This window comes from Ochrobactrum quorumnocens (assembly GCF_002278035.1).
GTDB lineage: Bacteria > Pseudomonadota > Alphaproteobacteria > Rhizobiales > Rhizobiaceae > Brucella > Brucella quorumnocens.
Genome location: NZ_CP022605.1, coordinates 951,392 through 971,162 on the forward strand (window position 1 = coordinate 951,392; position 19,771 = coordinate 971,162).

Here is a 19,771-nt window from a genome sequence, read left to right on the forward strand (position 1 = left end):
TCTCATATCATTTATTCATCGCCTCGATTCCTGTGTTCTGAACCGCAACAAATGGGCTCGAAGTTCGGGGGAAAGCTGTCCGTTGAGCCTTTCCTGCCGTGCTTCATTAGGCGTTAGGCCGAATCGTATCCGGAAACAACGCGAGAAATGGGTGGCGTTCGAAAAACCATGAGCAAATGCGATCTTTGCAATAGATCGTCCAATAATATCTGTTCGTGTGAGCTCAAGAAAAGCTAAGTCCAGTCTCCGGTTCTGGATGATGCTTGATACGCCGCCATCTTGCACAAACGCACGATAAAGATGGGCACGGGAGACATTGAACCGACGCTGAATCGCATCTGGACTAAGGTCGGGATTATCGATGTTGTGCTCGATAAAATCCAGAACTCGTTGGCGTAAGGCGATACTGAGAGGTCGCAGGTCCCCCGCGTCGGGGAGCTGCCCCCCCCGAAATGCTGCGGCAAGTATAGTTACCAACGCTTCATGCACCGCGGTAATCTCGTCATCCGACAGATGCTTATCAAGGCCGCTTAACCCCTCAAGATACGCTGTGAGTAATTTGGTCATGGGCATATGTGCTTTAAGCACTAAGCCGTGCAGATTTGCGTTGCCCATTGATTTTGTTAGGATTTGGCGCGGGATGAGGGCTGACAGTGTACCACCTGTGGTCACTTCACTTTTCAGGACTTGTGACAAATCCAAGATGCAAATATCCCCGGATCGGGCTTTGACGTCGGTGTTCGCAAAGTCCCCCGAGATTTCGCCGTCTGTGACAACTGCAACGAGATAATGATCAAGTCCGCTCCAAGCAATGATGCGCCTGTCGCGATTGTATCGCTGGGCGTTGAATGTAACGGAAGCGAAGGTGAACCCAGCCACTTCCCGCGACCTAATGGTTCCTTCAAGCTGGTAGTTTTCGTATCCAATTAAGGGAGTGGTGTCGTAAAACGGCCGTGACGCCTCTCGCCAGAAGTCACTCTTCTGGTTTTCATCGACGAAATCGGTCGAAACCAACAACTCATAGACGGAGTCCGCTTCACCCTGTTCGTTCTTTACCGACATTTATTGCCCTTATAAAGCCATGCATACTGGTAGCGTTCAGTGGTTTTGAATATACGGTACGAAAAAAACGCAGATAACGATCCATAATACTCCGAGTTCGAGGTAAAAGAAATCTCCGATAATTTCATCCGCTCAACTAAGAAAATGGCTTCCGGTTCCTGGTGGATAGTTGAAAGTAGGTCGATAGTAACGGTAAATCCGGTCAGCGATACCGGCATCAAGAGCTCCTCACGTCACGGATAGAGTTATCCCGCCTTCACATCTGCGGGAAATCGATTGAAGGCCTCGATCGGGTCATCGCCTTGTTCTCTCTACTGCTGAAGACAGGCGGTTGCCACCGCAATTGTGTCGATTGACAGCTGACGCTGCCGGGCACGCCTTACCCGCTCAGTAGTGTCATGGCGATAATCTGACTTTCGGACTGTTGGTTACTATGAGAGGCAACGGGATGTGGTGCTGTCTAAAGTGCAGATTATCTTAGCCTAGTTACTGTATAATGCGTCCCCACGAAACGGGCGAATTATCAGCAGTGTTCGAACAAATTCCGAGTGTAGGGTTGATGTACTGTGGGATGCTGTCAGCCACTTCACCCAACTGTCTGAAACAGCTAAAGTGTGCAAATTTCTAAACCGGTCGACTTTCAGCCATTTTTCAACTAAAACGGCTGAGCTCCCGTACTGACAGCCACAAAAGAGGTAGCGGCTTTGCAATACCTCACTTATGACACTTCAATTTTTCGACAAAATGCACTTGTCTGCCGAACGTGCGACACCAACAACATGATTTGACTGGTAGTCTGGAAAGAGGTGTTTCGCCGTGGCCCAAGTCGAAGGTCATTTGATTTGGTATCCACTCACCAAATATAGTTCCAGTCTACAACTACACCTACAAAAATTTCCGGCTAAACTCATCGATAACGGCGTTGCTGTGCCTCGCGCTTCAGCCTGAACTCACAATGTTAGAGCACACTTAAACAACAATATGTGAGAATTCGTCAAAACATAGTCCATTATAGAATAGTGGTTGACATGGCTTAGCGCTGCAACCATAAGGCGTTCGAGATTGTATTGTGGCGGGAGCCGAATATTCGATCACAAACTTCGCGGTAAGCAAGCACGGCCTCAGCTGGACAACCACAGCTGCGTTGGGTTTTTGTTTTGCGTTCTGCGAGTTCCTAAATCGGAATCCCACTGCTGAACAATTTTTGGATGAGCTCCCACCCTGGGGAGCGTTTGACCTCATATAGCATTTTTAGATAGGCGTCGAAAATGAAAGCAGTCGTGTTTCCTAAAGCCGAGATTGGAGCTTCCCGGAACTTTGATGGAAACCGCATACGGCTTGAGACGCCAAGTGTTGTGCAGGTCCAAATCGGACCCGAGGAAGTGGCGCGCTTTGAGCGCGACGGAAACAACCTCCTCCTCATTCTGGAAGATGGTTCAGTCGTTGTCATCGAGAACTTCTTCGCCACAACCGGTGACGGTCGTAATGATCTGGTATTTGAAGACGGAAACGACGTTAGCTGGTGGGCGCAATATGGTGAAACCTGGACTGGCTTCGATATTGCCGAAATCAATTCAACCGCCGCAGCGGCACCTTTGCCGATGGCACTTCTAGCAGGCATTGGATTGGCTGCAGGCGGGGCGGCAATCGCTCTTGGCTCTGGCGGCGGCAGTGATGATGGCCCTTCCAACAGGGCGCCTGTTGTTTCCGCTGACCCAGTTGAGACTGCGGAGGATAGTGCCTTCAAAGGCGTGATTACCGCAAAAGACGCGGATGGCGACAAACTAACTTTTGAACTTAGCGGCGAGGGTCCTAAGCACGGGAATGTCACGGTTAATCCAGACGGAACCTATACCTACACACCTCATGCCGACTATAACGGTCCAGACAGCTTCGATGTCAGTGTATCTGACGGTCATGGCGGGAAAACGATTGTTACCGTTTCCATCACCGTGACCCCGGTCGTTGATATTGCTCCCGATGAAGCTGTGACCCATGCCGGTGAGCCTGTCACCACTGCTGTACTTTCCAACGATACTTTCAAGGATCCAGACGCTCGCATTAGTGCGGTTACCCCGGGCGCACATGGATCTGTGGTCGTTAATCCGGATGGAACGATAACTTATACACCAAAACCCGGTTTTGTCGGAACTGACACCTACACCTATACGGTTTCAAGCGGTGGCACCCAAGAGACAACGACTGTCACTGTTACCGTGACCAATCAGCCTCCGGTCACGGAGCCGGAATCCGTCACTGCCCCTGAAGATACACCGGTGACCGGTAATCTGCTCGGCAATGATAGCGATCCGAACGGCGATGCGATCTCCATCACCGGCTTCGAGATCAACGGTTCGATTTATCTTCCTGGCGAGAAAGTTACGATTGCTGACCTTGGCGTGCTTGTGATCAATGCTGATGGCACATATTCCTTTGAACCAGCTGCCAACTGGAACGGGAAGGTTCCGACTGTGACCTACACTGTCAGTGACGGAAACGATGGCGGCTCGACGACAAGCACTCTCGATATAGAAATCACACCCGTCGATGACGCGCCGGAGGTCGTTGGCACGATTGTCGATCACGCGAATGTTGACGCCGACGTTATCACCCCGATCGATGTAAGCGATTTCTTCAAGGACGTTGATGGCGACACGCTCACTTATAGCGCCACGGGTCTGCCTAAGGGCCTGACGCTTGATCCGAATACGGGCATTATCAGCGGAACCATTGATCCATCCGCCAGCCAAGACGGTGTGGGCGGTGCGCATAGTGTGACGATCACAGCAAGTGATGGCACAACCAGCGTTGATCAGATCTTCACATGGACTGTTTCCAATCCTGCTCCGGTTGCCAATGACGATGCAGTAAGCACAAACGAAGATACATCTGTCAGCGGCAATGTGTTGCTTGATAGCCCAGCAGGCGATGTGGCTGACAGCGATCCAGACGGTGATGCACTTGTCGTCACGCAGTTTGTTATCAATGGCGCCACCTACGACGCTGGCGAGAGTGCGACAATTGCGGGCGTTGGCACGTTTACGCTCGACAGCACCGGTGCTTACACCTTTACGCCGGATGCAAACTGGAACGGCCCGGTTCCAACGATCACCTATACGATTAGCGATCAGGAAGGTGGCACGGATACCGCAAATCTCACCATCACCGTAGATCCAGTCAATGATGCGCCAGTGATTGCTGGTGACGACCAGTCTGGCTTGGTTATTGAGGCGGGTCATCTTGATGACAACACATCAGTTCCTGGCATTCCGGTCACGACCGGAAGTTTTGACGCCTCCGATGTCGATGGCGATACGCTTAGCTGGAGCGTGCTGGGCACTCCTGATCAAACCTACGGCACCTTTACCATTGATGCTGTAACCGGAGCTTGGTCTTATACGCTCGACAATTCGCTGAGTGCTACTCAGGCGTTGAACGAAGGCGATCAGGTCGAGCTGAGCTTCGACGTCCAGGTGAGCGATGGGCAGGGCGGAACCGAAACCCGAACAGTCGTCATTACAATTAACGGTACCAATGATGCACCGGTCGCAAATGCCGACACTGGATCAGTTTCGGAAGCGGGCGTTCAGGACGGTGGTAATGATCCGATTAGCGGAACGGCCACAGCAACCGGCAATGTTTTGACGAATGACACTGATGTTGATGAGGGAGAAAAGGCCACGCTGGCCGTAAATGAAGTCAAATTCGGCGACACAGTCGGCATGGTTGGTTCAAGCATTCAAGGAACCTATGGTACGCTCACGCTCAATAGCGATGGCAGCTATACCTACGAACTTGACAACACCTCGACACAAACTCAGTCTCTGAAGCAGGGCGAGCAGGTAACCGAGACCTTCACCTATACCGCGGTCGATGTTAACGGTGCGACAAGCAGCAGTACCTTGACCATCACAGTCACTGGCGCAAATGATCGTCCGGAAATCACCTCCGGAACGGTTGAAGCAAGCGGCGAAGTGACCGAGCAAGGAACAGCTAATCCTGAACAAAAGAATGTCGTGAGCGGAACGCTAACAGCATCCGATGTTGACAAGGATGCGACACTGACGTGGAGCGTGGTTGCAACTGACGGAACATACGGCACAATCGGAATTGATGCAAAAACAGGTCAGTGGACCTATACGCTCGATAATAGTCGAGCCGCCACGCAGGCCCTGAATGATGGTGAAAAGAGAACAGAAACGTTCACCGCGCGCGTGACCGACGAACACGGGGCCTCTCGCGACGAGGTCATTACCGTTATTGTCAATGGAAGCAACGACGACCTCAAAGGCCTTGGCAATGAAACGTTAAATGTCCTTGAGGACGGTGTTGTCAAAGGCTCGCTGCAAGATTTCGTTTCTGATGTTGATAACGACATCATTTTGACCGGCTTTTCGGTGGATGCGAATGGCGACGGTATCCAAGAGACGTTTAACCCGGGCCAATCGGTTGAACTGAAAAATGGCAATGATGTCCTTGGTACTCTGATCATTGGAGAAGACGGGAACTATAGCTTCACGCCCGCTCCAAATTACGGCGGAAATGTCCCAACCGTAACCTACACCATGGCGGAAAGTGGCGGAGGCAAGTCGGTCACGCAGACACTCGACTTCACGATCACCAAGGTAGCCGACGCCCCTGAACTCGAGGCAAACAAAAACGCTAATACTGACGAAGATACTGCGGTTTCGCTGGGTCTGAAGACACCTGGTATCACTGATACCGGCACAGGCACTGTCAACGGTGACAATCCAGAGCGTCTAGGTGAAATCACCCTGACAATCAGCGGCGCAGGCGCCGATGGCGTAACGCTTTCCACGGGTGGGAAAACACTGACGCCATTCGATGGCAAAATCACGATTGTCTTGTCTGATGTGCCTCACGTGAGCGATACGCCTGCTGCTGACGAAGCCCGAGGGATCTATTATCTCACTGCGGCCGAGTATGCAGCATTGGTGGCAAATCCGCGCGCCGAAAGCGGTAATAATTTTATCATAACCGTTAGCGCGACCAGTTACGAAGTCGATGCCGGCGGCGGCAAGATCGCGGGCGTAGCGGGAGCCTCGAGCACGCAGGTCATCAATGTTGATGTTCAGGCAGTAACCGATGGGGCGGAGCTTAAGAGTGATGTCACCACGCTTACTTTTGCTGAGGATGGCAAAATCGATTTGTCGAGCCATCTCACAGCGACTTTAACAAGTACCGATGCTAATGCTGGCAGCGACACCGACGGCAGTGAACGTTATTCTTACACTGTCAGTGGCTTGCCTTCGGGATCGATCGTAACCATCAATGGAACGAATTACACAGTTGGCGCGAACGGCTCTGTCACTTCGCCTGAAACCAGCACGTTCACGTCGGCACCTACTGTTTCCATCACGCCACCGCGGAATTTCAGCGGCGATATTAAGGATGTGGTTATCACGCTCAATACCCGTGACACGGACAGTGATTCGACAGGTATTCCGGCGACAGTATCGAGCAGCGTGACAATCGATCTGCGCGTTACCCCCGTTGCTGGTGACGTCACTGCGACCGACAGTATAACAGCGGAAGATACGGCTGTTCACTTCCTTGCAGGTGTGGCGGTCACTGATAAGGGTACTGTAGCTGGCTCCGAGGTCATCAACGCAGTGTCTTTTGAAGTCCCTGCCGGTTGGACCGTCCAGACGCCTGCAACATCGCCAGGCTGGAGTTATGTTCTTTCTGGTAACACAGCAACGATCACCTTTGATGGTTCATTGAGCCAAGGTGACAGAGAAGCTATTCTTGATGCCTTTACGATCACGCCGCCAGCTCATAGCAGCCTGGATGCCACGATCAAACTGTCCATCACCAGCACCGATACCAATGGTTCGGACAGCGATACGAAAACGGTTGATCTCGACATGAAAATCACCGTTACCCCTGTGGCCGAGCGAACCGACGCCGACAGTGATGGGAATGGACAAAACGACGTCACGATGAATGGCGATTACGCCTATGCTGTTGCAGGTCAGGAGGATGCCTGGTTTGCGCTTGGGAGCAACTACACGGGTAGCTCGAACACAAGTGGCGGCTTCGCGGGACTGCAGTCAGCTTGGTCGAATGCAGATCCGGATGAGTTCACCTATGCCGTTTTGACGCCATCGCTTTCGTCTGACACGCCAAGTGATACAGTGATTGGCACTGAATTCCGTTATTCAACAGATGGTGGTGTTACCTGGCAGACGCAGAGCTATGTCGGTGAACCAATCTGGGTACCTTCAGCCTATCTCAATACGCTGCAGGTTAAGCTTCCGGCTGATGTTTCAGGCACTCTGACAATTGGAGTGCAGGCGGGGACGGTTGACTATGATGACGATCGCGACGTCTCGACATTCCCGCTCGATCCTCCGCATGAAAGCGCAGACGGCGTCAATGTAACCGTCAGCGGTGATGCCACGCTTACGTTGATCAAGTTTGAACCGGTTGCAGATGAAGTGACCATGGCGCTCAATGGTCGCGCCACGGGTCTTGAAGATACGGCAATCCCGCTCTCGATCAAAACCACGAGTTCGGATGATTCTGAGACCTTCAACGTGACCATTTCGGGAATTCCTGATGGAGCTGTAATCACCTATAACGGCGAGAAGCTCACTGTCAGTGGCGGTGCGGTTACGATCGTTGGCTTCAACAATAGCTTGCCAATGACCATCACGCCGCCGCTCAACAGCAACGATGATTTCAAATTGACTGTCAGCGCAGTTTCAGTCGACGGTGCGTCGACGTCGGCGCCTGTTTCCCGCACGATTGATATAGCGGTTACCGGTGTCGCTGATAATGCCGTAATCACGCTGCCAAATGTTGGCTATACCACGACAGAGGCAGCACTTGATGCAGGTGGCCACAAAGTTCAACTATCCAACATCATCACCGAGGTGGCATCCCCTGATACAGACGGATCGGAAGTCACCACGCTTCGCATTACCGGCCTTGCCGAGAATTTCTCGCTGACCGGAGCGACAATGGTTGTTTCGGGTACCGGAACCGAACGGGTCTGGATGGTTTCTGCAAGCGACATTTCAAAGGTGTCCATTGTCGCGCCGGAGAATTTTAGCGGGACGGTGGAACTAAAGGTTGCTGGTGTCACGACCGAAAACGATGGCGATTCTCGTACGGGACCTCTGACGGATATCAGCTTCACAATAACCCCTTCGCCAGAGGCGCTGATCACATCAACTGCCACCCTTATCGAGGATGAAATCTCCCTGCTCAATCTGGCAATCATTCCGCAAAACGGTGATACAGACGAGACATTGGGCCGAATTCTTATTCCGGTTGATTACGACACGAGTAAATTTACGCTCTATGTCGGTGGAACACCGATTTTAGCAGCAAACCTTGAAACGACTGAAATCGAAGGGAAAACCTACTATATTGTCCCTTCGGATCAGATAGATAGTCTGGGCGCGAAGGGCGTCGCCAATCTTGACGGTGACCTTGGCAAGTTGGATTTCCTATATGAAGTGATTGATCCATCCACTGATGGAACTCTGGCTCAAGTGACTGAATTGAAGAATGGCACGCTTACGATTGATGCGCTGCCGGTAACCGATCCCGTCGACGCATCGATTACCGCGATCACCATGACTTCTGCCACCGGCACAAGCTCTGATGATGTTGCCAGTGATGATGCAGAACCAGATACTGCAACCGTCACTACCAGCGGAACGGTAACTGTAAACCTGCATGTGAATTCAGCCGATACAGATGGCAGCGAGCATCTGGTCCGTGTGGTTATCGATGGCGTTCCTGACGGTGTCACCGTCAACGGCGCTTCTCAGATCGGTGCAGGTTCGTGGCTGCTTATCTATGATGGTGCGGATGCACGGTCGATTGGCACTGGCGGTATCGATCTCCCGGTTGAGTTCGTTGTCGGCAAGGGCGCGTCTAACAGCACATCGGGCATCACAATGACTGTGCTTGCACAGGACGAGGGCCAGAACGCCAATTCGCCTGCCAAGATCGAAACGGATTCAGTCAAATGGAATCTCACGGTCAATCTGGGCGACGGCCAACCTTACCCGGCACCAGTTATTGACGAATGGCGTTACAATGGTGTGGAAGGCACAGAAGACACTGCCTTTACCCTTGATGGCGTTATTGATGCAAAAGTCACAACCAGCGACCCAAATGTGGCTTATAGTTACACCGTCACGCTCACCAATCTGGCACCCGGCACTATCGTCGACGGCATGACCTTCACCACCATCAACGGCGTGCCGACCTGGACTGCAACCGTCGTTGTGTCTGCGAACGGCGATAGTCAAGCTGCGCTTGATGGAATGCTGGCTGGCATCACCATCACCCCGCCCCACAACAGCAATGACAATAACGCCGATTTCAATTTTGATGCCAAGTTGACGGCTGCAGCGGTCGGTGGGACCAGCACCCAAGCGCAAACAGAGGCAGACATGCCGATCGTTCCGGTGACTGACGAAGCGACGGTTACAATTACCGCCACTGACGTCGCAGAAGGCGAAACCAGCATCAGCGCAACGATTTCGGCTATCGATGTGGCAGACGGCACGTTTGGAGCGATCGTTGACGGCAAGCTTTATGTTCAGGTTTCCACCAACGGAAACGACAATGGTACGCTTACCGATAGCGCAGGTCGAACGCTGACACTCACCGACATCAGCGGTATTGCAGGTCTGCCAGACGGCAAATATTATGTCGTCGAGATAGGCACGGCAGGCGGTTCAGCCGAACTCACCTATACTGCTGCCGACGGATCCGTGCTCCAGCCCGGCGACGTTACGTTCAATGCCTGGGTACAGACGAAGGAAATCGGTGCAGCCAATACGGAAGCCGCTTCGGCTTCCGGCACCGCTGAAGTCTTGATCGTCAACAATGGTGTCACGGCGGAAACTCAGCCTGTCACCGGCAAGGAGAGTGGTTCTTCAGATAAGACGAACGCAATCGAGTTGACTGATCTCACGGTTGCTCTCAAAGACAATGACGGCTCGGAAGCGATCAAGTCCATTCTATTATCGGGTGTTCCGGTCGGCTTCCTACTCTATGTCGGTTCGAGTGCCGGGGATGCTACTGTCGCTTCACAGGCTTCGAACGCCGGTGGCGATGGCAGCACCAATACTTGGGTTATTTCCTCTGACGGAACAATGCCCGCTTATGTAGCAATACTACCCGCCCCGCATTGGAGCGGTACGCTTACGGATCTGTCTCTGGTGGTGGAATCGGGTGAGGCTAGCCTGCCGACGACCCGCATCGATACAGTCCCGCTTGAACCGTTGAGCGTTGAAGCGGTCGCCGACGGAATAGCAATTGATCCAACTTTGTCGTTTGGCAAGGAAGGTCGCATCATCAGTTTGAACCTGAATGCAGCCATGGTTGATGCGGTCCAGTCGGTCGCAGGCGTTGCGGATGCGAGCATCGAAACCACAACGTTGAAATTGACCGGGCTCGGCGCGCACGCGGCCTTTTATATCGGCGCCGCGCTTATCGACGAAAATAACGACACGATATCGATTGCTTATGATCAGCTCACCAATTCCTATACGATCACCGGCTTGTCGCAGGACAATCTCGATAAGCTAGGTGTCGTTCAGTCAGCATCTGCGCTTTCCGATCAGGACGCGTCGACGGCAGGCACTCAGATTCGGATCGAGGCATGGACGGTTGAAAGTGCAACAGCTGCGGAATCGGCACATGTAAGCGATACGCTGACGCTTGCGATGACGCCAACAACAGCCACAACAGGTGACGACACCTTTATCTGGAGTGGCTCCAACATCAACGGCCGAGCCGGTTCCGACACGGTCGCTCTGCGCTTTGGCGAAGATCTCAGTGGCGATGACCTCCATCAGCACCTCAAGAATATCGAGATCATTGATATAGGAATTCACGGGACGAACGCAATCACAGATCTGACCCCCGATGATGTTCAGACGATAACCGATGCGAACAATATCCTAACCATCAAAGGTACTGCGGAGGATATGCTATCGCTTTCTGGCCACTGGGTGCTGCAATCAGACGGATCCTACACTGGAACCGGCGAAAGCGGTACGACGGTCACCCTGAAGATTGATGGCGTGACAGTTGAAAGTCAGGAGGATGCCGTCGCATCGGGTTCTGACCATTCGAGCCTTATCTCCTTTGCAATGGCACAAGACGGCGATAGCTTCGGTCTGTCGTCAATTGATATTCAGATGCGCACAACGCCTGTGGTCGAGAAACAAGCTGCACTTTCAATCCATGAAGTGCTGTCATCTGATGCTGGGCACGAAGCGATTTCGGCCATCCTGCCTGACGAACACGCTACCAAGCCATTTTCTTCAGATATGGGTGAAAAAGCTTCGGATTTCGTAGATCTCAGCAGTCCGTTGCCGGCACTCTCGCTTGAAGACGAACTTCGCTCGGGCGTTCACTACGAGGTCTGATATTGTGAACGTCGAGCCAAACCAATCTGGGCACGCCCCTGTCGGCGTGCGCGCAAACCGAGGATGGATCGAAGCCGTGATGCGCGTCGCAACGCATTACGGCATGGCCATCTCGGTTGAGCGCATCAAACTTGATATGGCCTGGTCCACAGACGAGGGCCGGTTGGCTACACTTGCGCGCTCGGTTAGTCTGTCGATCCGCCAGATTGATGAAGGAGCAGCGGCTCTTTCCGCGCTCCGGCTGCCGCTTCTCGTTGAGTTCCGCGGCGGCGAAGTGGGGGTGATTGAACGCGAAACCTCTGAAGGGTTCGGGGTGGTCCTGGCCGGTGACAAGGGATTGATGACACCTTTGTCGAGCGAGCAGTTGGCTGCTCGCATGAAACGGCTGTTTGTGCTCCGACCTGTTTCATCGCGCCCCGACCGGCGGATCGATGACTATATTGCCCCTTGGCGTCCAGACTGGTTGCGCAGTATTGCTCTGGCAGACCTTAAGCCTTACCGCGCGGTCATGGTCGCTTCACTCGTGACCAACGTGCTGGCGCTGGCTGGCACGATTTTTTCGATGCAAGTCTATGACCGAGTCGTGCCCGGGCAATCTATGAGCACGCTCTGGGTTTTGTTCATCGGCGTTATGATGGCGATCCTGTTTGGGATGGGTGTGCGTACCGCCCGAAACCGTATTACCGATATAGCGGGCAAAGCGGCTGATCTGCGGATATCGGACCGGGTGTTCGGTCACGCACTTCGTATTCGCAATACCGCGCGGCCACGCTCCACCGGCACGTTTATAGCGCAAATCCGCGAGCTCGAACATGTGCGCGAGATGCTGACCTCCACCACTGTGGCAGCGATTGCAGATATTCCATTTTTCCTGCTGTTTTGCGTGTTGTTTTTTTACATTGCCGGTTCCTTGGTCTGGATACCTCTTTTGGCGATGGTTCTGCTGGTGGTACCGGGACTGCTGGCGCAAAAACGCCTTCGCCGACTGGCCGAAACAAATACCCGAGAGTCTTCGCTGCGCAGCGCGATGCTGGTTGAAGCCATCCAAGGGCTTGATGATATCAAGTCGATGCAGGCCGAAACGCGGTTCCAGAACCTGTGGAACCATTACAACGAGACCACGTCTGGCTCATCAATGGAGCTGCGCGATCTTGTGAACAGGCTATCGTCGTTTGCGCAGATGGTTCAAGGAGGAGTGTTTGCGGTCGTCATCTTTTTCGGCGCCCCCTTGGTCATGGCAGGTGAACTAAGCACCGGTGTGCTCGTCGCAGCCTCTATGCTGTCCTCAAGGATGCTCGCTCCACTGGCGTCAGTCACCCAAATCCTCAATCGTTGGCAACAGGCGCAGGTCGCGCGCAAGGCGCTTGACGGCCTGATGGCTCTTCCCGTGGATGCGCCTTTAGAGGAGCAGCGGATTCACAAGCCGACCATCAGCGGTGCATTTCGGATCAAGGATGCAGTATTCGGGCATAACCCCGAATCTCCCGTTCTTAAAATTAATCAGCTTACAATAGCGCCCGGCGAACGCATTGCTATTTTAGGGCGAAACGGGGCGGGCAAATCCACACTCCTTTCTGGTCTTGCAGGTCTTCTTGAGCCAATCGAAGGGCAGATACGCGTTGACGATATCGTTATGGGTCTCATTGATCCGACAGACGTCAGGCGTGACATCGGCGTAATGGGACAGGGTGCCCGGCTGTTTCACGGGACGTTGCGCGACAATCTCACTCTCGGCGCGCCTATGGCAACCGACGAGGATGTGTTGGAAACGCTCGAGAAAATGGGACTGGTGGATTTTATCAATCGGTTGCCAGAAGGTTTGGATCATCTGGTGCAAGAAGGTGGGCTCGGCTTATCGGGTGGACAAAAGCAAGGGCTTTTGCTTGCGCGGCTCCTCCTTAGAAAGCCACGTGTTTTACTGCTCGACGAACCAACAGCCTCCTTCGATGAAGTTTCAGAGGCAGCTGTCATTCATGTGCTTGGGCAACTTGGACGCAACATTTCGGTGATCGTTGCCACGCACCGCCCCGCCATGCTGCGGATCGTTGACCGGCTCATCGTGGTAAATAATGGTGTCATTGCGATGGACGGACCCAAAGATCAGGTTCTGAACCAATTGCGATCCGGAAAGGCCGCCGCATGAGCCTGCCGGTATCCACCACGGATGAGCGTGTGACCGCACGCGCTGAAAGCCGATTTGTCTGGCTGGTTTTCTTATTGCTCGCCCTCTTTCTCTCATGGGCCTGGTTCTTTCCGCTTGTTGAAGTCTCAAGCGGTCAAGGGACCGTGGTCCCTAGTTCAAGAGAGCAAGTTATCCAGTCGCTCGATGGGGGGATCCTGACGCAAATTTCGGTCAAGGAAGGTGACATTGTCGAGCGCGGGCAAATTCTCGCACAACTCGACCCGACTCGGACCGCATCCAATGTCGAGGAGGCGGCCGCAAAATTCCATGCCTCTATCGCTGCGGCCGCACGCATGCGCGCTGAGTTGGGGGATCGTGAAGAAGTGGTCTTTCCAGATGAGCTGGTCGGTGATGAATTTGCACAATTGCGTGCCAATGAGCTGGCTCTGTTTAAATCGCGTCGCGAGAGCCTGCGCGAATCCATGTCAGGCTTGACAGAAGGCCTCGAGCTTACGCGGCAGGAACTTGCAATTGCGGAAAAGCTTCAGTCCACCGGAGCGACCAGTCGAGTTGAGGTGATTAAACTTCGACGGGAATCGGCGCAGACGAAGCTCGAAATTTCTCGGCTGCGTGCTGACTTGCGTGTACAGACCGGCGAGGAATTGCAGAAGGTCAATGCCGAAGCAGAAGTGCAGGCATCGATCATGCGGGGTCGGGCTGATCAGCTTGATCGTTTGGTATTTCGTGCGCCGATGCGCGGCATCGTTAAAGACATTGCTGTTACGACAATTGGCGGGGTCATTCCGGCTGGGGGGCAGCTCATGACCCTGGTTCCGATGGATGACCAGCTCTTAATCGAAGCCCGCATCTCGCCGCGTGACATCGCATTTATCCATCCCGGACAAGACGCTTTGGTCAAGGTCTCAGCCTATGACTACGCTATTTTTGGTGGCCTTGCTGGTGAAGTTGTGACGATTTCGCCAAACACTGTGCGTGACGAGGTCAAACAAGATCTGGTGTTTTATCGCGCTTTTATTCGGACCCATGAAGACTTTCTGACGAACAAGGCCGGAGCGCGGTTTCCCATCGTTCCAGGCATGATCGCGACCGTGGACATCCGCACCGGCGAGAAAACAGTCTGGCAGTATCTGATCAAACCGTTCAACCGTGCACAGGAGGCGCTCCGTGAACGTTAACGTAGAGCGTTCCTTCGTCCCTAATCCGATATTTGCAACAAACAATATCTCCAAAAAGAGGTCCGAAATGCCTAGATGGTTCGGCGCGCGCGCCGCTCTCCTTCAACTTTCCATTATTAGCTTTGCATCATTTTGTCTTTCGCCTGCCCATGCACGGGATGCACTCAATGAGGTAAATCCTAATGCAGGCTTTACGTCGGTATCCAAGGCATATTCCGATATGGATAAGCGCTATGTTCGTGCAAGCATGCCGCGTGAAATACCTCAGGTACGCCGCATAGCGATCGGTCAGTCGAAGGCAACCTTACAGGCAGTGTTGGGCCGCGCCGCTCATCGTAACAATGACGGTTCTCTTGAGTTCAATCTTTCCTTACCGCTTGTCGGCCGTGACCGTTTAATCTGTCAATATCGGGTTTACTTTGACGGTGCGGGTAAGGTATCTCACGCGGCGTGGCGGCGCCCACAATGCGCCGATTTGGTCGCAGGCAAACGAAATTGAAGACCAAATGATCCCTTTGCGAGCTTACATGAAAATCTGCAGTCAAGCGGCACTGTTTCTGACGAGCGGTGTCCTGCTCTCCGGATGCGTTGGTTTACCCGCAGCCGACGGTACGGAAGCGGCCATTATTGAAAAGGCGTCTGTCATGCCGTCTTTGACGCCCATCAAGGGCACGCAAATCGGTGCTGTTGCTCGCAATGGTCTGCTCATTAACCCATCTGTGCGTGAAGCCGCAAGCGTGATTTCCGCAAGTGCGGACCAGGTAAGAGTGCAACGTGCTGCACTTTTCCCGGGTCTGTCTTTAACTGCTGGAGCTGGCGTCGGCGCTGGCGGCCTTGGCAAACCGGGCGTTGATCTAACAGGATCACAGTTGTTATTTGATGGTGGTAACTCCAAGCGCGCAGTAAAGTTGGCGGATTTTGATCTTCAGATCAACTACATAGCTTTCCAAAAAACAATAGACGACACGTTGCTGGAAATCCTTAAAACCTATGCTGACGTGCAGATGAAGAGCGAGTTGCTTGATGTTTATAAAAGCCAACTAAAAGCACTTTCCGAGCTCGACAAACTCGTTGCAGAACGGGCCACCAACGGGGCCGTTTCATCAAGCGATCATCTGGAAACCCGCAAGCGCGTTCAATCAGCAGCATTTCTCGCCAACGATACCCAACTCGAACTCGGCGAGGCGAAGGACCGGTTGACATTGTTGACGGGCCAGCCGCAAGGAGGGCGGATTGCTCTACCTACCAAATCGTGCAAAGCGCAAGGGGAAACCGACGATCTGCGGATGATCCGGCTGTCACAGGCACGCGCGCAGGTCGCCTTGGAAAAGGCAGAGAAGGAAGTCACACCGCGCATTGCATTAAAGCCTGTTGTTGGGGGAGAGCTCGGCGTCAACAAACTGCCGGTAGGACTTAACGTCGATGTTCGGTCTGACTTTTTGCAGGGTGGCGCGCTTACAGCGAGAGCGAATGTCGCACGCAATAATCTGGCTGGCACTGAAGCCAAGCTCGCATCAGTACAACTGCAAGACAGTTTGTCAGAAAGTGCGCTCGTACGCAGTCTTGCGGCGGGTGATATAAAGTCGACGATGCTCAAAAAGCAGATCGAATTGCTAAAAAAGACCCGGGTGCTCTATCGTGACCAGTATTTTGATATGGGAACACGCCAGCTCTCAGATCTGCTCGATAATGAAGAGGAATATTACAGTCGGCAGGCAGAACTTGTGAAACTGCGCGCGGAAATGAGCACAACGAAGGTGCAATGCGCTATCCGCAATCGTGCGCTGCGTGAAGATCTCAAGATAAACGGTAACAGTATTTACGGTTACCCACTCTCATCAGATTTAATTTAAACGGCAATTATCAAGACGGGAACCAGCGGGCATCAAGAATGGATCGGGCCCAAAACCCAAACTGGATCTGGCGGTTTGCAAGCCCCAGACTTGCCCTTTGTCGCGTCGATCCTTGCTTTGGGCTCAGGAGGAATAATCCTCTAGTATTTCAATAAAGTGCGAATGCCGTTTGCTGAATTGGTCAATCCAGAAATCACTGGCCGGCACGCAAAAGAGGGCCGTCGAGCCCATCACGATCGCTTATATGCCGGTGAACACCTTCGCTGCTATCATCTCACTCTCTTATGTTTAACGGTTTCGGAAAACCGGTTACAGTCAATCGTTGGAGGCGGTGGAAAGAGACGGGATCAACCTGCTAGCAAACCGTGGTCAAGATGTTTAGCGCTGTGTCACGCGACATTACAGAACAGATCCTGGCGGGGATCGGTAATGAAAAAATTATATAGCTTTGCGAAGATGCATAAGTTGTTTGGTTCTGGTATTGTGACGTCTTCACCCGAGGGCCGTCAAAAGTTGGCTAGTTTATCGAAGACGTCGATACATACATTCCACGCGACAGCTAGAAATGCATAAAGATATCCCTTGGCTCTCATTACCCAATCGAATATCAATAAAATCACTGTCCCACGCAATCATATCAGTCCACGGTTTATCCGCGCCAAAGGAGATTCATGAAGGTGTTGTTAGACGATTGTCCGCCTGAAGGGGTCGCGATAAACGGGGTACCACCGGCGCAAAATGAACTCCAACCACAAACATCACCTAACCTGCGTCGCCTGATATTTGGAATTGTCGCGGTCTGGCTAACTGTGGTGGCCGGTCTGGGGTGGTGGATGTCGCAACGCGTAATGAAAGACGAGTTGGAAACCTTGGCTATGAGCGCTGAATATGAAGCGCGAACGACAGCACGTGTTGTTGATCGACTGTTCACAGAAATGAACAGTGTGGCTAACATGGTGGCAAGCCAGAGCCGCGTTATTGAACTTGCTTCACGTTATCGCCAAGACCCACCCGATTTTGAGAAACTAACACGAGAAGAGCGTGCGGCTATATTTACGAGCGATCCGTTGGTTCGCAGGGTCGGCGATTTTATGACTGAGCTATCTGATGACTTGCGTTATGCACGAATTTACATGAACAATTTGTCGCATGATACGATTACGTCCAGCCAATGGTCGGAGTCCTTTAATATCGTGGGTCAGATATACACGGGCCGGGCCTATCTGCTCGACGCATTGCGTTACGGCAAAGGGCAGTTGTTCGGTATCGCGCGTTTGAACCAAATGCCATCCTATTTCGTGACCAGTCGTATCGATGACTTAAACGATCAGCCATTAGGTTCCGTAACGGTGCGGTTCGACGCGCCGGTTATGGCGCACTATCTGACAGGGCAGCACGTGGCGCTGATCGTAAATCGTCAGGGACGCGTGACCACCGCTTCGTCGCCACAATACATGCTGCGGAATGTGGCGGGACTCTTGCCGCCGGGAACTATGCGACATTCAGACAGCGACGAAAGCTCAGGTGAGCCCATGGAGGTGCGTGCAATAGGTGGTTCGGATGAAGGCGACCGATGGCTTATCGATGGTCGGCCATATCTGGTGCGCCGCCAGCCGCTGACGGACGCGCAGTATCAGTTGTTTACGCTCGCTGCGCTGGATCATCTTACACCTATGCGCCGTCAGCATTTTGTATCAGCAGGATTAACAGCGGTCTTTGGCGTGATTTTAATCCTGTTGGCGGGTCGTGTGGCCGGACAGCGCGCTGAGCGACGTGTGCGAGCAGAACAGGAGCGAATACTCGCCAACTCAAAAGCAGCCGAACGGACATTAACGATTAAGGTACGCGAAAGGACCGCGGAGCTTGCCGAAAGTAATGCCTCGCTTAAAGCGGAGGTGGAGCGTCGCCATGTACTTGAAGAGAAACTCAATCAGTCGCTTGATTCCGTTAATGATGCTTTGGCCCAGCAACGACAATTCGTGGCCGTCGTGTCGCACGAATTTAGAGGTCCATTGGGCGTGATTTCAGCTGCCGCTGAAAATCTGTTGGCCTCTCTGGCTGACAGCTCCGATAGCATTAAGTTGCGCATTGCAAAGATTAGCCGCACAGTCAAGAGGATGTCGATGCTGATAGACAATGTGCTAGCCGGTGATCGGCTCAATCCCGGGCCGAAACCGTTCTCAAACACAGAGGTTTTCGACCTCAATGAAGTCTTACTCGCCGTTGAAGCCGGGCTTGACGAGGACGCTGTCAGGCGCGTTGAGTTTGTTCAAGGCGATAAGGCAATAATAAAAGGTGACCGCATTCTGCTGGAAATTGTGGTACAAAACATGATCCAGAATGCTTTGAAATATTCTCCTGTCACAGAACCTGTGAACGTACAATTGTCAACCGATCATAGCGTAGCACTTGTCAGCGTGATCGACCGGGGCAATGGTGTGGCGACTGAAGACCGTGAACTGATATTCATGAAGTACTATCGCGTTGCCGGTCAGGGCGTAAGTGGATCTGGTCTGGGGCTTTACATCTCGCGGGAAATTGCCCGGCAGAACGGCGGCGATCTCACTTTGGTGGCTAGCAAAGCCAATGGGGCGACTTTCTGCCTTTCGCTGCCCATTGAAGCGACAGATTTGTGACAAGCACAATGATGATAAACTGGAAAAACTATTTGTTGGTTGTCTGGGGCGGTATGGCGTGGATTTCCCCCGGACTCGATGGTCTGCACGTGGCTCGGGCGAAATCGACTTTTGGCGTCCGGGCGCCGATCAGCGACACGAGCAGTCGTCGTAACTTTGTAATTTGCGATGAACGTGTTGTTGATATAAAGATATCCTCGAGCTTTTCGCCAAGCTAAGCGCGCCTGCACTTCGGCGGCAGGTTATCAAGCCAGTATCAATTCAGCAGCAAGTCGATCTGGTTTTGCGAGATACAGCAGATAGGTGCTATCGATCAATCTGGACCCGTTGTGATCGGACTGCGCAGATTTCATTTACCGGCATTTCTTCCCGTCCGTCAGTTCTTAACAGTGTGTGACTTGGACGCCTACCTTCATTGTAGCTGGTAATGTTTCCAGATTTTAGATCAAGAGCACATGACATTTACAGAATGAGGCAA

7 protein-coding genes are annotated in these 19,771 nt (G+C 52.8%); 6 read left to right on the forward strand and 1 reads right to left on the reverse strand.

Going from position 1 to position 19,771, the window contains the following annotated elements; translation table 11 throughout:
- Nucleotides 1-15: 15 nt before the first annotated feature.
- The gene (locus tag CES85_RS26705; protein ID WP_095448763.1) at nt 16-1,062 is read right to left on the reverse strand and encodes a helix-turn-helix domain-containing protein; all 1,047 of its coding nucleotides are present in this window, start codon (nt 1,060-1,062) and stop codon (nt 16-18) included.
- A gap of 1,268 nt (nt 1,063-2,330) precedes the next feature.
- Between CES85_RS26705 and CES85_RS26715 the strand changes: the two genes are divergently transcribed.
- The 6 genes from CES85_RS26715 (at nt 2,331) to CES85_RS26740 (ending at nt 19,293) form a co-directional block, all read left to right on the forward strand.
- Entirely contained in the window at nt 2,331-11,486 is a 9,156-nt protein-coding gene (locus CES85_RS26715; RefSeq protein ID WP_095448765.1) for a cadherin-like domain-containing protein, read from the forward strand.
- A 79-nt stretch (nt 11,487-11,565) separates the two neighbouring features.
- Nucleotides 11,566-13,629 carry a type I secretion system permease/ATPase gene (locus CES85_RS26720; RefSeq protein WP_095448766.1) on the forward strand — a complete coding sequence of 688 codons (2,064 nt, stop codon included), beginning with the start codon at nt 11,566-11,568 and terminating at the stop codon, nt 13,627-13,629.
- Nucleotides 13,626-14,804, forward strand: a complete 1,179-nt coding sequence (locus CES85_RS26725; RefSeq protein ID WP_095448767.1) for a beta-barrel domain-containing protein — start codon at nt 13,626-13,628, stop codon at nt 14,802-14,804. The genes CES85_RS26720 and CES85_RS26725 overlap by 4 nt, the downstream gene beginning before the upstream one ends.
- 67 nt (nt 14,805-14,871) lie before the next feature.
- Nucleotides 14,872-15,303 (forward strand): hypothetical protein, encoded by a 432-nt coding sequence (locus tag CES85_RS26730; protein WP_157743544.1) that lies wholly within the window; start codon nt 14,872-14,874, stop codon nt 15,301-15,303.
- A 28-nt stretch (nt 15,304-15,331) separates the two neighbouring features.
- A complete protein-coding gene (locus CES85_RS26735; protein ID WP_157743545.1) occupies nt 15,332-16,657 on the forward strand; it encodes a TolC family protein in 1,326 nt (441 codons plus the stop codon).
- A 671-nt stretch (nt 16,658-17,328) separates the two neighbouring features.
- Complete coding sequence (locus CES85_RS26740) at nt 17,329-19,293, forward strand: sensor histidine kinase (protein ID WP_095448770.1); 1,965 nt, start codon at nt 17,329-17,331, stop codon at nt 19,291-19,293.
- Nucleotides 19,294-19,771 lie beyond the last annotated feature (478 nt).

Coding starts and splice junctions, on each gene's coding strand:
- CES85_RS26705 (WP_095448763.1), bottom strand. CDS start 1,062: ATGTCGGTAAAGAACGAACAGGGTGAAGCGGACTCCGTCTATGAGTTG.
- CES85_RS26715 (WP_095448765.1), top strand. CDS start 2,331: ATGAAAGCAGTCGTGTTTCCTAAAGCCGAGATTGGAGCTTCCCGGAAC.
- CES85_RS26720 (WP_095448766.1), top strand. CDS start 11,566: ATGCGCGTCGCAACGCATTACGGCATGGCCATCTCGGTTGAGCGCATC.
- CES85_RS26725 (WP_095448767.1), top strand. CDS start 13,626: ATGAGCCTGCCGGTATCCACCACGGATGAGCGTGTGACCGCACGCGCT.
- CES85_RS26730 (WP_157743544.1), top strand. CDS start 14,872: ATGCCTAGATGGTTCGGCGCGCGCGCCGCTCTCCTTCAACTTTCCATT.
- CES85_RS26735 (WP_157743545.1), top strand. CDS start 15,332: ATGAAAATCTGCAGTCAAGCGGCACTGTTTCTGACGAGCGGTGTCCTG.
- CES85_RS26740 (WP_095448770.1), top strand. CDS start 17,329: ATGAAGGTGTTGTTAGACGATTGTCCGCCTGAAGGGGTCGCGATAAAC.